The organism is Ruegeria sp. HKCCD7221 (assembly GCF_013031225.1).
GTDB lineage: Bacteria > Pseudomonadota > Alphaproteobacteria > Rhodobacterales > Rhodobacteraceae > Ruegeria.
Genome location: NZ_WPZE01000014.1, coordinates 36,030 through 50,577 on the forward strand (window position 1 = coordinate 36,030; position 14,548 = coordinate 50,577).

Genomic DNA, 14,548 nt, shown 5'->3' on the forward strand with positions numbered 1-14,548 from the left:
CGGAGGCATCGCGCGCCAGCGCGATCAGACGCGCATCGGCATGACGACGTAAACCGCGCTCTGATCATTGCCTTCGCGCATCAAGGTCGGATCACCGGCCGAGTTAAACAGAAACACAGCATTCTCACGATCCACCTGAGAAGCAATCTCGAGCAGGTATTTCGCATTGAATCCAATCTCAAGCCGCTCGTCGCCATAAGCCACAGCCAGCTCTTCCTCGGCGGCACCGCTGTCAGGGGCATTGACCGACAGAACCAGCTTATCGGCATCCAGCTGCAATTTCACCGCGCGCGAGCGTTCGGACGATACGGTCGCCACACGATCCACGGCTTGCGCGAATTCGGCGGCATCCACTTCCAACTGGCGCGTATTGCCCTGCGGGATCACACGAGTGTAGTCGGGGAAGGTGCCGTCGATCACTTTCGAAGTCAGTGTGATATCAGGCGTCGCAAAGCGCACCTTGGTTTCACTGACAGACACAGCGATATCCATCTCATCATCGTCCAGCAGCTTGCGCAGCTCACCCACGGTCTTGCGCGGTACGATCACGCCCGGCATATCAGCCGCCCCGTCAGGCAGATCCGCATCAATCCGCGCCAGACGGTGCCCGTCTGTGGCCACACAGCGCAGCACCTTACCGCCCTCGGACCCGTCGGCCACATGCATATAAACGCCATTCAGGTAATAGCGCGTCTCTTCGGTCGAGATCGCAAATTTCGACTTGTCAAACAAACGCCGCAACAGCGCCGCCGAGGCGGTAAAGTTCGACTGATACTCCGAGGACGCCATCACGGGGAAATCCTCTTTCGGCAGGGTCGCCAGCGAAAAGTTCGACCGCCCCGCTTCAACCGTCAGACGACCTGCGGCACTGTCAGCGGTCAACGTCACCAAAGCCCCATCCGGCAGCTTCCGCACAATTTCATGCAAAGTCGTCGCCGCTACGGTGGTCGCACCGGCTTTTTCGACCTGTGCGGGCGCCTTATCAACCACTTCGATATCCAGATCGGTGGCACGGAACATGGCCACATCGCCTTCGGCTTCGATCAGCACGTTGGCAAGTATTGGAATGGTGTTGCGACGTTCCACAACGGATTGGGCCTGCGAGACGGCCTTAAGAAGGGTGCCGCGTTCGATGCTGATCTTCATACCCTCAATTCCTTTGACTTGCGTGCCGATTTGGGCGGGACTGGCACGTTAGCGGTTCCACCCTGAGGCACAAGGATTTTTTATGGATTTCTGAGTCGGATTGACCAAAGCGTCAAGAGGGGCGTGACCAAGCGGGCACAGTTCCCAGCCAACCGTGGGTTAAAGCCCACAAAAAAACGCCCCGGGCCAAAGGGTCCGGGGCGGTTTTAAATAACTGAGGCTGGAAATCAGGCTTCCAGTGACCGGCGCAGCATCTCGACGTCTTCGGCGATCTGGCCGTCGGTCGTTTTCAGCTCTTCAATTCGTTTGACACCGTGCATGACCGTTGTGTGATCACGCCCGCCGAAACGACGCCCGATCTCGGGCAAGGACCGGCTGGTGAGTTGCTTGCACAGATACATCGCCACCTGGCGCGGACGTGCATAAGACCTCAGGCGCTTGGGGCCGATGATGTCGGATAGACGGATGTTGTAGTACTCTGAAACCTTGCGCTGAATTTCTTCGACGGTGATCTTGCGCTCGGATGCGCGCAGCACGTCGGCCAGACAGTCCTGCGTCAGTTCCATGTCGATCTCGCGCCCCACCAGCGAGGCAAAGGCGAACAGACGGGTCAGCGCGCCTTCCAGCACACGAACATTGGTCGAGATGCGATGTGCCAGAAACTCCAGCACGCCGTCTGCAATTGTCAGGTCAGGATAGGTGCTGCTGTACTGTTGCACCTTGTTCTGAAGAATACCCAGACGCAGTTCATAGTCAGTCGGGTGCAAATCCACAACCAGACCACATTGCAGGCGCGATTTCACACGGTCTTCCAGATCCTTGATCTCACCCGGTGCGCGGTCCGCCGAGATGATGATCTGTTTGTTCTGATCCACCAGCGCATTGAACGTGTGAAAGAATTCTTCCTGCGTGGAGTCCTTACCTGCGATGAATTGCACGTCGTCTACCATCAGCACATCGACCGAACGGAACAGGTGTTTGAAATCCATCATGCGGCGTTCGCGCAGAGCCTGCACAAACCGATACATGAACTGTTCCGCTGACAGGTAAAGCACGTTCAGATCGGGCCGTTTGGTTTTCAGTTCCCATGCAATAGCGTGCATCAGGTGCGTTTTACCCAGACCAACTCCACCGTACAGAACCAGCGGATTGAAGGTCACGGGGCCACCTTCGGACACACGGCGCGCAGCGGCGTGGGCCAGTTCGTTGGGCTTACCAACCACAAAAGTGTCAAATGTGAAACGGGCATCCAGAGGCGCGGCCTGCAAGGATTCCAACGCATCATTTGCAACTTCGGTCAAATGGGGCACAGCAGCCTCTGGCGCTGGTGCTTGCGCCGACTCTGCCTCGACAGACGGGCGCGTCGGTGAATTTGCCGCGACCCGGAACGCAAGGCGTTGAACGGGCTCACCTGACGTATTCAACTCATACAAGATGAGATCTGCAAAATTTTGGCTGACGTAATTGCCCATAAAATTCGTAGGCACCGAAAACACAGCTACCCCATCCTGAACCTCTTGGAACTCCAGAGGTTCGATCCAGGTGGTGTAGTTATTCTTTCCAATAGCCTTGAGCAGTTTGTTACGCAGTAGTCCCCATTTTTCTTGTGTCATTAAGCGCCTCACGCATCCCATTCTTTATTGGCCTGTCGGCCTTATTACTAAGTCCCGGTCGCCCGGTACGCGCACTCACACGCAAAAGGGTACCCATCCGCCAAACTGAAATAGCCTGACGCCTTGTTTTTGAATGTCGACACTACCTGGCACAAAGGCATTCCAAATAACGGAACCGCCCCGGAAACCGGGTTGCGTGTCGCAATCTTCTTTTTTTAGACAGGGCTAGGAGTCCTGAATGCATCAGGTCCCAAAGCAGATCAGCAAACCAGCAGTCCCGGTTGCCAACATTCGTCCCCGATCGCCCTGATGCCCGTCAGTTTGATCCCTGGAACAGCCTGTCCCCCCAAGCGAGTGAATCGCTGAATCAGTGGTAACAAGATGGCGAGGTCCCCGGCAACGAAACTCTGATATTGACTCGCCTCTGAGCGCGAAAGAATCTCTTGGCTTGGTGAAGCGCGGTATTCTGGCAACAGCAAAAAGGGCACCGCGATGCGCGACGCCCTTCAAAATAGTTCAGCCTTTCTTACGTGACCTGAGGTCAGCGAAAGGCTCAGCCCAGCGCCTTCACGCGCGAGGACAGGCGCGACATTTTACGCGCTGCGGTGTTCTTGTGGAAAACGCCTTTGGTGACGCCGCGCATCAGCTCGGGCTGGGCCGCGCGCAGAGCGGCGGTTGCTGCGTCCTTGTCGCCGGATGCGATCGCTTCTTCGACCTTGCGCAGGTAGGTGCGGATGCGCGAACGACGTGCTTTGTTGATTGCGAAACGCTTCTCGTTCTGACGAGCGCGTTTTTTTGCCTGGGGCGAGTTAGCCATGTGTCTCTGACCTTTGTACGGTACGGTTCTATGAATTGCGCGCCACGGGTAATCCGCACCGGATCAGAAATCACGAGTGTGAGTCGGGCCAAAGCGGGCCGCACGCGCATGTATAGCGGCGCTTACTATCCAAGTTGGAAGGGTTTGCCAAGCAGATTCTTATTGCTGCAAGGCAGGTTTGAAAAAGGCGGGCATGTACCCGCCTGATCCGATCTGAAAGGTCGTTTACTTATCGCGGAACTGGGCCGCGCGCTTTTCAAGAAAGGCAGCCATGCCTTCTTTTTGATCTTCGCTTGCAAACATCGAATGGAACACCCGACGTTCAAACAACATCCCCTCGTTCAGCGGCAATTCATAGCTGCGATTCACAGCCTCTTTCGCGGCTATTGCGCTCAACTGAGATTTTTCGGCTATCTTCTGGGCTGCGGCCGTCGCCTCATCCAACAGTTTCTTTGCAGGGACAACCCGGCTGACCAAGCCCGCCCGTTCTGCTTCTTCGGCATCCATGAAACGCCCGGTCAGATTCATGTCCATTGATTTGGACTTGCCGACAAACCGGGTCAGACGCTGCGTGCCACCCAGACCCGCGATGACTCCGAGATTGATTTCCGGTTGACCGAACTTGGCCGAATCTGCGGCGATTATGAAATCGCACATCATCGCCAATTCGCATCCACCGCCCAGCGCGTAACCTGCGACTGCGGCGATGATCGGTTTGCGTATGGCCGTTATCCTGTCATTCACATCACCGAACAGGTTTCTGGTGTAGACATCGACAAAACCCATCTCGGACATCTCTTTAATGTCCGCGCCGGCGGCAAAAGCCTTTTCCGAGCCGGTGATGATGATGCAGCGCACCTTGTCGTTTTGATCCGCCTCTTCCAGCGCTGTGCACAATTCCTGCGTCAACTGCGAGTTCAGTGCATTCAGAGCATCTGGTCTATCAAGCTTGATAAGGGCGACGTGGTCTTCGATTTCGACGATGATCGTCTCAAAAGCCATGAGGTGTAAGCTTCCGGTTGTTCCGTTCAGTAACGATTCATTATCACGCGAAAACCTTGGATCAAGTTATCTTTGGCATTGCGTACAATAGAAGGATGAGCGACCGGACTGAGTGATTCTTTTTATGGCAGCATCGCATCCTTCGGTGCGGCAGGGGCCACCCTCGCGGCCATAGACATCAAAGCTGTGCTGAAAATATCCAAGTTCTCCATCGGCTTGGCGGAAATCACGCAGCGATGAACCACCCGCATCAATCGCGTCCCGAAGCACCTGACGAATGATGGGAACCATGGCACCGACACGCTGCGCAGAAATTTGACCAGCTTTTCGACGTGGGGACACTCTGGCGCGATAAAGCGCCTCACAAACGTAGATATTTCCCAATCCGGCAACGATTCCCTGATCCAGCAGCGCGGATTTGACCGGAGTGTTCCGGCCTTTGAATGCGTCGATCAGGTGTTGTTCATGAAAGTCATTGCCCAACGGCTCGGGTCCAAGAACAGACAGCAACTTGTGTTCTTCAGCGGTTGCCGTGGGCAGCAAGTCCATCGCACCGAATCTGCGCGGGTCGTTGAAGGTAATCCGCGCGCCATTTGCCATGTGAAATACCACGTGGTCGTGCTTTTCCGGCATCGGATGATCATGCACGAACTGCCCCAGCGGATCGCCCGACACCGTCATCCGACCGGACATGCCCAGATGAATCAGCAAGGTCTCACCGCTGCTAAGATCAGCCAGGATGTATTTCGAACGTCTTCGCAGCCCATCCACCCGCTGCCCGGTCAACCGTTCGGCCATCCGTTCGGGAAAAGGCCAACGCAGATCGGGGCGGTTCACATCGGCGCGTTCGATAACGACACCCTCCATCGCCGGGGCCAAACCGCGTTTTACTGTCTCGACCTCGGGCAATTCGGGCATTACTTGGCTCCTATTCCAAAGGGCCGCATTGTGCCCGATACCAATGGCCCTATAACAGAGGCGAAATTCGACAAACGGCAAGGCAAATGTCCGACACCAACGACAAGACCACACATTTCGGATTCGAAACCGTGCGCGAGGCTGAAAAGGCCGGGCGCGTGCAGGGCGTGTTTAACTCGGTCGCCTCGAAATATGACGTGATGAACGATGTCATGTCGATGGGAATCCACCGGGTCTGGAAAGACGCGATGATGGATTGGCTGGCCCCGCGCCCCAGTCAGCGCCTTCTGGACGTGGCAGGCGGGACCGGAGACATTTCCTTCCGCTTCCTCAAACGTGCGGGCCACGGCCACGCCACCGTTCTGGACCTGACCGAGCCGATGCTGGTCGAAGGCCGACAGCGCGCCGAAGCCGATCAGATGGCCGACAGCCTGAATTGGGTGGTTGGCGACGCCATGTCCCTGCCGTTCGAAGACAACACGTTCGACGTCTACACGATTTCGTTCGGCATCCGTAACGTGACCCGCCCGCAAGAGGCGCTGAACGAAGCCTACCGCGTGCTGAAACCCGGTGGCCGTCTGATGGTTCTGGAATTCAGCCAGCTGCCCAATGACGGGCTGCAAAAACTGTATGATCTCTACAGTTTCAACGTCATCCCGCGCATGGGCAAGCTGATCGCCAACGATTACGACAGCTATCAGTACCTGGTGGAATCCATCCGCAACTTCCCCGATCAGGAAACCTTTCTGGGCATGGTCCGCGCCGCAGGGTTCGAGAACGCGAAATACCGCAACCTGAGCATGGGTATCGCCGCGCTACACTCCGGCTGGAAAATCTGATGCGCGGTCCCCACAACATTATCCGCCTGATCCGCACAGGCGCTACATTCGAACGCACCGGCGCGATGAACGTGGTGCTAGACGCATTCGAGGCGCCAAAAGCTTTGCGCCTCCTTGCCCATACATTGGGCAAACCATTCCAGTGGCTCGGGTATAAGGGCGATCCGTCGATGCCCCCGGCCACCCGCGCGCTCACGGCGCTGGGTCCGGCATACATCAAATTTGGCCAGGTTCTCTCGACCCGCCCCGATGTTGTCGGCAACGAATTGGCCGAACAACTGCGCGTCCTGCAGGACAAACTGCCCCCCTTTCCCAAGGCCGAGGCCATGGCCGAAGTCGAAAAGGAATTGGGACAACCCGTTTCGAATATATTCGACGAATTCAGCGAACCCATCGCTGCGGCATCCATCGCCCAGGTCCACAAGGCAAAGCTGACCAGCACAGGCGAAGATGTCGCCGTCAAAGTCCTACGCCCCGGGATCGAGCGTGCCTTCCGCAAGGACGTCGACGCCTTCTATTTCGCGGCACGCATCGTGCAACTGTTTGCCCCCGGCGCGCGTCGCCTGAGACCGATGGAAGTGATCGAACACTTCGACGGCGTCGTGCGAGGTGAACTTGATCTACGTCTCGAAAGCGCCGCCGCTTCGGAATACGCCGCCAACACCAAGGACGATGCCGGGTTTTGGCTGCCGCCTGTGGTCTGGTCCCTGTCCGCGCGGCGGGTGATGACCCTCAGCTGGGCAGACGGCATCCCCTTGGGCGACAATGACGCGCTGGATGCGGCCAATCATAACCGCCGCGATCTGGGCGAGCGCGTATTGCGTCTGTTCCTGCTGCACGCTCTGCGCGACGGTTTTTTTCACGCCGACATGCATCAGGGCAACCTCAAGGTCGCGACCAATGGGGATATCATCGCCTATGACTACGGCATCATGGGCCATATCGACGAATACACTCGTCGGGTCTATGCCGAGATCCTCTTCGGCTTCATCCGTCGCGACTACAAACGCGTGGCCGAGGTCCATTTCGAAGCGGGCTACGTCCCTGCCGACAGGGATGTCGACGAATTCGCACGCGCCCTGCGCGCGGTAGGAGAGCCCATCTTTGGCATGGACGCCACCCATATTTCGATGGGCCGCCTGCTGAATTACCTGTTCGAAGTCACCGAACGGTTCGGCATGGAAACCCGCACCGAATTGATCCTGTTGCAGCGCACAATGGTGGTGGTCGAAGGTGTCGCGCGCTCGCTGGACCCACAAGTCAACATCTGGGAAGTCGCCCGCCCCGTGGTCGAGGACTACATCAAGCAATCCATCGGCCCGCGCGCGGCCCTGCGCGATTTCGGAAAAACGGCCATGGTTCTGGCCCGCTTTGGCCCTCGCCTGCCCGCCCTGGTGGAAAACGCGCTGATCGCACAAACCCAGAAGGACGAACCACGAAACACCCGCTTTTGGTCAATGGCGCTCCCGGCGACCATCGGTGCAGCCGCAGGCGCAGTTCTCGTTTTGATCGTTGCGGCGCTCAGCTAAAACCGATCTGCCCCTTCATCTGGCCCAAAATATCCTCGGGGGGAATCGCGCCCAAAGGCGCGATGGGGGGCAGACAGCCCCCCAACAACGTCTCAAGTCAGAGCAGTTCAAAGGCAATGGCGATTCCCTGACCACCGCCGATGCACATCGTCACCAGACCTTTGGACCCACCGATCCGCTCCAGTTCGTACAGCGCTTTCAGCGTGATGATCGCACCGGTCGCCCCGACAGGGTGACCCAATGCAATCGCGCCGCCGTTCGGGTTAACCTTGGCAGTATCCAGCCCCAGTTCGTTGTTGACGGCAATTGCCTGGGACGCAAAGGCTTCGTTGCTTTCGATCACGTCGAAATCCTCGACCGTCAAGCCAGTGCGCGCCAGCAGGTTCTGCACCGCAGGCACCGGACCGATGCCCATCACTTCGGGCCGCACACCCGCGTGGCCATAGCCCAGAATACGCGCTTTCGGCTTCAGACCGGCTTTCTCAGCCGCCTCCGCCGTCGCCAGAACCATCGCGGCTGCACCGTCATTGATACCCGAGGCATTGCCTGCCGTCACACGGCCGTCCTTCTTGAACGCCGGACGCAACCCGGCCAGCGCCTCGATCGAGGTCGCCTTGGGATGCTCATCGACCATGAAGTCCACCATATCGCGCTTGACCTTGACCTGAACCGGTGTGATCTGGCTTTGGAAATACCCAGCCTCAATCGCAGCAGCGGCGCGGGTCTGGCTGGTCAGGGCAAACGCATCCATCTGTTCGCGTGTAACCTGATGCTCGTCCGCGACGTTCTCGGCTGTCACACCCATGTGGCCAGTACCAAACGGGCAGTTCAGCGCACCCAGCATCATGTCCAGCGATGTAACGTCGCCCATTTTCGCGCCCCAACGTGCCTGCGGAACGATGTAGGGGCTGCGCGACATGCTCTCGGCACCACCAGCAACTGCGAATTCGGCATCGCCCAGCATCAGCGACTGCACCGCCGACACAATCGCCTGAGCACCCGAACCACACAGACGGTTCACGTTCATCGCCGGAGTTTCAACCGGGATACCTGCCTGTTTCGCCGCCGCACGAGACAGATACATATCGCGCGGTTCAGTGTTGATCACATGGCCGAAAACCACGTTACCGATTTGGCCGCCCTCAACGCCCGACTTCTCCATCGCGGCTTCGGTCACAACAGTTGCCAGATCAATTGGCGCGGTCGAGGACAATGCTCCGCCGAACGTCCCAACAGCGGTACGGGCCCCATCCAGAATGACGATATCTTTCATGTGTCTTCTCCTCTTGGAATTGGCGCCACTATGCATCTGCAGCACAAGGCTGTCCCATAGGACGTACCGTCACAAGCAGAATTGACAAGCCATCCTGAAAAGCGCATCAAATTCCGCCATGACGGAAAAATCAGACGATATCCTGACACGACTGCCCACCCGCCTGAAAGAAGCGCGCCGCGCCAAGGGCCTGTCCCTCGAAGCGGTCGCCAATCTCAGCGGTGTGTCCCGGTCCATGGTCAGTCAGATCGAACGGGGCGAGAGCAGCCCAACAATATCGACCCTGTGGAATTTGACGCGGGCCCTTCAGGTAGATTTTGCAGGGCTGCTGGAGGAAGCTGACAGCGTCGATCAAATCGAAGTTCTGCGCAGCGCAGAGGTGCCCAGCATCGAAAATATGGGCCAGAACTGCCGTATTCGCATCCTCTCTCCGCCCGAAGAAGCAGGCGGCCACGAGGTCTATGATATCTACTTTGAGCAAGATGGCGGGCTGACCAGCCAGCCCCACGCGCGGGGCGCGCGCGAGCAACTGACAGTGCTGGAAGGCGCGGTTCGCATCACATCCGGGTCCGCCACCCGCGATCTGAAACAGGGTGACACGGCACGATATGCCGCGGACGTTGCCCATTCGATCACCGCCGAAGGTACCGCCAGAGTTTTTCTGATCGTCAAAAACGCCTGAACTGGCAAAAATCCACCTTCACGGAAATTTTTCCGTCATTGTGCCAATCCCCTATTTGGGAATTTCATCCGCTATGTTAGATACGCGACTCAAAGCAAGGAGATCGCCATGGCTGATACGTTCCTGTCCCATATCACGGACACCCTCGCGCAGATCGAAGCGGAAGGTCTGTATAAACGCGAGCGCATGATCACTTCGCCTCAGGGCGGAGAGATCACGGTAGGTGGCAAGCAGGTCATCAACCTGTGTGCCAACAATTATCTGGGGCTGGCCGATCACCCGGCATTGATCGACGCAGCCAAAGGCGCGATGGAGCCCAAAGGGTTCGGCATGGCCTCGGTCCGGTTTATCTGTGGCACGCAGGATATTCACCGCGAATTGGAGCAGAAGCTGGCACAGTTCCTGAACAAGGATGATGCGATCCTGTTTGCCGCTTGTTTCGACGCAAATGGCGGGTTGTTTGAACCCCTTCTGGGCCCGGAGGACGCGATTATCTCGGACAGTCTGAACCATGCCTCAATCATCGACGGGGTGCGCCTGTGTAAGGCGAAACGCTATCGATACATGAACAACGACATGAACGATCTTGAGGCCTGGCTGAAACAGGCGCGCGCGGATGGGGCGCGGCATATCATGATTGCCACGGACGGCGTGTTCTCGATGGATGGTTATCTGGCCAACCTTCCGAAGATCCGCGAACTAGCCGACAAGTACGACGCCATCGTCATGGTCGACGATTGCCACGCCACCGGGTTCATGGGGCCAAACGGGGCGGGTACGCCGGATCATTTCGGCGTCGACGTGGATATTCTGACAGGAACCTTGGGCAAGGCACTTGGGGGGGCAATCGGCGGTTACATCGCTGGGCCCCAGCCAGTGATCGACCTGCTGCGGCAGCGGGCGCGGCCCTATCTGTTCTCAAACTCGCTGCCGCCCTCCATTGTGGCCGCTGGGCTAGCGGCCATTCGCCTTGTCAACGACGGCGCAGACCTACGCACCCGGCTGTTCGAAAACGCAAACTACTGGCGGGCCGGTCTGGAAAAACTGGGGTTTGACCTGCTGCCCGGTGAACACCCGATCATCCCGGTAATGCTGGGCGAAGCGACGCTGGCACAAGATATGGCCGCGCGACTATTTGATGAGGGCGTCTATGTCTCGGGCTTTTTCTTCCCGGTCGTCCCACGCGGACAGGCCCGGATCAGAACCCAGATGAACGCCGCGCTGACCCGTGACGAGTTGGACCGCGCCTTAGCCGCCTTTGGCAAGGTTGGTAGCGAATTGGGAGTGATCTGATGCGGCCCAACACCATGAAAGCACTCGAGAAATCAAAACCTGAAGAAGGTCTTTGGATGGTGCAAGCCCCGGTCCCCGAGATCGGCCCGGGCGAGGTTCTGATTCGTGTCAACAAGACGGGCATCTGTGGTACAGACATTCACATCTGGAACTGGGACGAATGGGCCGCAGCAACCGTTCCAGTGCCCATGATCACCGGCCACGAATTCGCCGGCGAGATCGTCGAGATCGGGCGCAATGTGGCTGGGCTTGAGGTTGGTCAAAGATGCTCGGGCGAGGGCCATCTGATCACCAATGACAGCCGACAAAGCCGCGCCGGAAAGTTCCATCTGGACCCCGGCACGCGCGGTATCGGTGTGAATGAGCAGGGGGCCTTTGCGCAGTATCTTAAGCTGCCTGCCTTCAACGTGGTCCCTCTGCCTGACGACGTGCCAGACGAAATCGGGGCCATTCTCGACCCGCTGGGAAACGCTGTTCACACTGCGCTCAGCTTTGATTTGTTGGGCGAGGATGTTCTGATCACCGGCGCAGGGCCAATCGGGATCATGGCGGCCGCTGTCGCCCGCCATGCCGGTGCGCGACACGTAGTGATCACCGACATCAACCCCGACCGCCTGAAACTGGCGGAACATGTGGTTCCCACCGTGCGAACAGTCGATGTTTCCCACGAGGACCTACAGGACGTCATTTCAGACCTTGGCATGACGCAGGGGTTTGATGTGGGCCTGGAAATGTCAGGCTCGCAAGCCGCGCTGGATCAGATGGTCGAGGCACTGGTGATGGGCGGCAAAATCGCTCTGCTGGGGATACCGCCCGGCAAGTCGCCTGTGGACTGGTCACGCATCGTGTTCAAGGCCATCACCATCAAGGGTGTCTATGGCCGCGAGATGTTCGAGACATGGTACAAGATGATCGCCATGCTGCAGAACGGATTGGACGTCAGCCGGGTCATCACGCATCGGTTCAAGGTCGACGACTTTGCCCAAGGGTTTGCCGCCATGAAATCCGGGCAATCCGGCAAGGTGGTGCTGGACTGGACCTGACGCTCTGGCACCGCACGAAATTTGACCCTAAACATAGGGCGAACCCGGCGGTTGGAGGAGCACATGAGCGACAATGACAGGTATCTGGAACGCGGGATCGAGGACTCTCTGGTTACCGATTTCGCGGAAACCCACCGCAAGAGTTACGGGGATTTCCTGCAGCTCAAGACCCTGCTGAACCTGCAAAAGACCTTTCAGGATCCAGCCCAGCCCGATGAGATGCTATTCATTATCATCCATCAGGTCAGTGAATTGTGGCTGAAACTGATGCATCACCAACTGGTCGAGGTACGAAGGTTTCTGCAGCAGGACGAATTTGGCCCCGCGATGAAGAACCTTGACCGGGTAAAAGCCATCCAGCGACAGTTGATCGCGTCGTGGGAAACGCTTCTGACTATGACCCCTGCCGATTACATGACGTTTCGGCAGGCCTTGGGCAGCTCGTCCGGCTTCCAAAGCTATGGTTACCGTCAGATCGAGTTTATTCTGGGCAACAAGGACGCCGCGACCCTTAAAGTGCACGCTCATGACCCCGAAGTGATGGAAATGCTATCCGCCGCCCTGACCAAACCGTCGCTCTATGACGAAGTCCTTCACATGATGGCACGGCAAGGGTTCGATGTGCCTGACGACTTGCTGAACCGCGACTATGCGCAGCCATACTCCGGTGACTCGCGCATCGTGAAGCTGTGGGTGCAGGTCTTCCGCGACACGAACACGTATTGGGACCTCTATGCGCTGGCCGAAAAGCTGATGGATGTGGAATCCCTGTTTCAACGCTGGCGTTTTGACCATGTCACCGCAGTTGAGCGCGTAATCGGCAACCAACCCGGCACTGGTGGCTCCAGCGGTGTGTCCTTTCTACGCAAGGCCTTGGATTTGCGGTTTTTCCATGATCTCTACGATGTACGTACCGAACTGATGTATGCCGAGCAGGAGTAAGTGATGCTGTACCGGGGTTTCACACAGGAAGAACTGGATCAGGAATATTCACCCCGTTCGATGATCGGTTGCGACCTGACGCCCTATGTCGACAGTTGGGCTGCACTCAGCGCGCAGCATCGGGCGCAGATGGAATGCCACGAGAACCTCGCTTACGGCGACAGCCCGTCGCAGGTTCTGGATTTCTTTCCGGCAAAAGGCACTGGCGCACCGCTGCACGTGTTTATCCACGGCGGCTATTGGCAAGCGATCAGCCAGCGCGAATCCGCGATGATGGCCCCGGCCCTGATCGAGGCTGAGCAGTCCTTTGCGACCCTGAACTATACGCTGGCTCCGAACGCGCGGATCGGCGACATGATCGAGGAATGCCGCGCTGCCATACTCTGGCTGGCCGCGAACGCCACCAGTTTAGGCTATGACCCTTCCCGCGTGACACTGTCCGGCCACAGCGCCGGGGCGCATCTGGCCAGCATGGTCATGGCAACGTCCGCCGACGCTCTGGCGCGCGCAGGACTGCGCGTGCGCGACGTGATCTTGATCAGCGGGGTTTATGATCTGGAGCCGATCAGCCTGACACCCGTCAACGACCCGCTGCAACTAACCCCGGTCGAGGTCCACGACCTGTCGCCCATCCGGCGCCTTCCGGCCCCCGGCCCGCGCTATCGCGTGACCGTAGGTGAGCGCGACACCCCCGAATTCATCCGCCAAAGCCGACACTACGCAGAACTTTTGCGAAAGGCCGGGCACTCGGTGAGTTTTGACCTGCAAAGTGGGGTGCATCATTTCGACATCGTCATGCATCCGGGGACGTTTTTGGCGGCGATAAAATAGCCAACGGCATAATCTGCAACGCCAGGAACGTCTGATTTGAGCCCAAAGCGGTCACGCAAAAGCGAAAATTTAAACCCAAGTTACCATGGCTCACTGCGACCCGATTTTATGTTAAAGTAAGCAGGCACCAAGTAGAGATTGTTAGTTCGGAGCGACAAAGATGGAACGCAAATTAGCGGCCATTCTAGCCACCGATATAGTCGGTTTCGCTGGGCTGGTATCACGCGATGAAAGCGGGACATTAGGTAAGTTGGTTCGTCTGGAACGTGAAATCATCGGTATGCAAGTGGAAGCAAACCGAGGGCGAGTATTTAAGTCTACCGGAGATGGGTTTTTAGCGGAGTTCTCAAGCGTCTTTGAGGCGGTCAATTGTGCAATCAATATTCAAAGAGCCTGCGCGCGCGAAGCACGCCAGTCGAACGGTGACGACCCTCTCATCTTACGCGTCGGCATCTCTCTCGGTGATGTCGTTGTACACGGCGAAGACATCCTAGGAGACGGTGTAAACACCGCCGCACGGCTGGAAGCAATTGCAGAACCGGGTGGAATTGCGATCTCAGCAGAGGTAATGGCGCAAATAGCTGGCAAGATAGATCTTCCGCTGGCGGATTGCGGTCACA

The 14,548-nt window shown here is 57.7% G+C and carries 14 protein-coding genes; 8 read left to right on the forward strand and 6 right to left on the reverse strand.

Going from position 1 to position 14,548, the window contains the following annotated elements:
- Positions 1-24: 24 nt before the first annotated feature.
- The 5 genes from dnaN to mutM all read right to left on the reverse strand — a co-directional run bounded on the left by dnaN (position 25) and on the right by mutM (position 5,496).
- Positions 25-1,146 carry a DNA polymerase III subunit beta gene (gene dnaN, locus GOX73_RS20060; RefSeq protein WP_171126691.1) on the reverse strand — a complete coding sequence of 374 codons (1,122 nt, stop codon included), beginning with the start codon at positions 1,144-1,146 and terminating at the stop codon, positions 25-27.
- A gap of 227 nt (positions 1,147-1,373) precedes the next feature.
- On the reverse strand, positions 1,374-2,759 hold the full coding sequence (gene dnaA / locus GOX73_RS20065; RefSeq protein WP_171126690.1) for a chromosomal replication initiator protein DnaA: 1,386 nt from the start codon (positions 2,757-2,759) through the stop codon (positions 1,374-1,376).
- A 553-nt stretch (positions 2,760-3,312) separates the two neighbouring features.
- Positions 3,313-3,576: a 30S ribosomal protein S20 gene (gene rpsT / locus GOX73_RS20070; RefSeq protein ID WP_152459792.1), complete on the reverse strand. Its 264-nt coding sequence runs from the start codon at positions 3,574-3,576 to the stop codon at positions 3,313-3,315.
- Between the two features lie 225 nt (positions 3,577-3,801).
- The gene (locus GOX73_RS20075; RefSeq protein WP_171125979.1) at positions 3,802-4,578 is read right to left on the reverse strand and encodes an enoyl-CoA hydratase; all 777 of its coding nucleotides are present in this window, start codon (positions 4,576-4,578) and stop codon (positions 3,802-3,804) included.
- A 66-nt stretch (positions 4,579-4,644) separates the two neighbouring features.
- The gene (gene mutM / locus GOX73_RS20080) at positions 4,645-5,496 is read right to left on the reverse strand and encodes a bifunctional DNA-formamidopyrimidine glycosylase/DNA-(apurinic or apyrimidinic site) lyase (protein WP_171126689.1); all 852 of its coding nucleotides are present in this window, start codon (positions 5,494-5,496) and stop codon (positions 4,645-4,647) included.
- 86 nt (positions 5,497-5,582) lie between these two features.
- Here mutM and ubiE point away from each other — a divergent pair, with 86 nt between their 5' ends.
- Both ubiE and ubiB read left to right on the forward strand, forming a co-directional pair.
- Positions 5,583-6,335, forward strand: a complete 753-nt coding sequence (gene ubiE, locus GOX73_RS20085; protein ID WP_171126688.1) for a bifunctional demethylmenaquinone methyltransferase/2-methoxy-6-polyprenyl-1,4-benzoquinol methylase UbiE — start codon at positions 5,583-5,585, stop codon at positions 6,333-6,335.
- Positions 6,335-7,864: a 2-polyprenylphenol 6-hydroxylase gene (gene ubiB / locus GOX73_RS20090; protein WP_171126687.1), complete on the forward strand. Its 1,530-nt coding sequence runs from the start codon at positions 6,335-6,337 to the stop codon at positions 7,862-7,864. Before ubiE ends, ubiB begins: the two co-directional genes overlap by 1 nt.
- 97 nt (positions 7,865-7,961) lie before the next feature.
- Here the strand turns inward: ubiB and GOX73_RS20095 are convergent, their stop codons facing one another.
- Positions 7,962-9,137 carry an acetyl-CoA C-acyltransferase family protein gene (locus GOX73_RS20095; RefSeq protein WP_171125971.1) on the reverse strand — a complete coding sequence of 392 codons (1,176 nt, stop codon included), beginning with the start codon at positions 9,135-9,137 and terminating at the stop codon, positions 7,962-7,964.
- A gap of 118 nt (positions 9,138-9,255) precedes the next feature.
- Between GOX73_RS20095 and GOX73_RS20100 the strand changes: the two genes are divergently transcribed.
- The 6 genes from GOX73_RS20100 to GOX73_RS20125 form a co-directional block, all read left to right on the forward strand.
- Entirely contained in the window at positions 9,256-9,819 is a 564-nt protein-coding gene (locus tag GOX73_RS20100; protein ID WP_171126686.1) for a helix-turn-helix domain-containing protein, read from the forward strand.
- Positions 9,820-9,927: 108 nt separating this feature from the next.
- A complete protein-coding gene (locus GOX73_RS20105) occupies positions 9,928-11,112 on the forward strand; it encodes a glycine C-acetyltransferase (RefSeq protein WP_171126685.1) in 1,185 nt (394 codons plus the stop codon).
- Between the two features lie 14 nt (positions 11,113-11,126).
- On the forward strand, positions 11,127-12,155 hold the full coding sequence (gene tdh / locus GOX73_RS20110; RefSeq protein ID WP_171126725.1) for an L-threonine 3-dehydrogenase: 1,029 nt from the start codon (positions 11,127-11,129) through the stop codon (positions 12,153-12,155).
- Positions 12,156-12,218: 63 nt separating this feature from the next.
- Positions 12,219-13,097 carry a tryptophan 2,3-dioxygenase gene (locus tag GOX73_RS20115; RefSeq protein WP_171125966.1) on the forward strand — a complete coding sequence of 293 codons (879 nt, stop codon included), beginning with the start codon at positions 12,219-12,221 and terminating at the stop codon, positions 13,095-13,097.
- 3 nt (positions 13,098-13,100) lie between these two features.
- Positions 13,101-13,928 carry an alpha/beta hydrolase gene (locus tag GOX73_RS20120; protein WP_171126684.1) on the forward strand — a complete coding sequence of 276 codons (828 nt, stop codon included), beginning with the start codon at positions 13,101-13,103 and terminating at the stop codon, positions 13,926-13,928.
- A gap of 160 nt (positions 13,929-14,088) precedes the next feature.
- A partial coding sequence (locus GOX73_RS20125; RefSeq protein WP_171135081.1) for an adenylate/guanylate cyclase domain-containing protein occupies positions 14,089-14,548 on the forward strand: 460 nt, incomplete at its 3' end.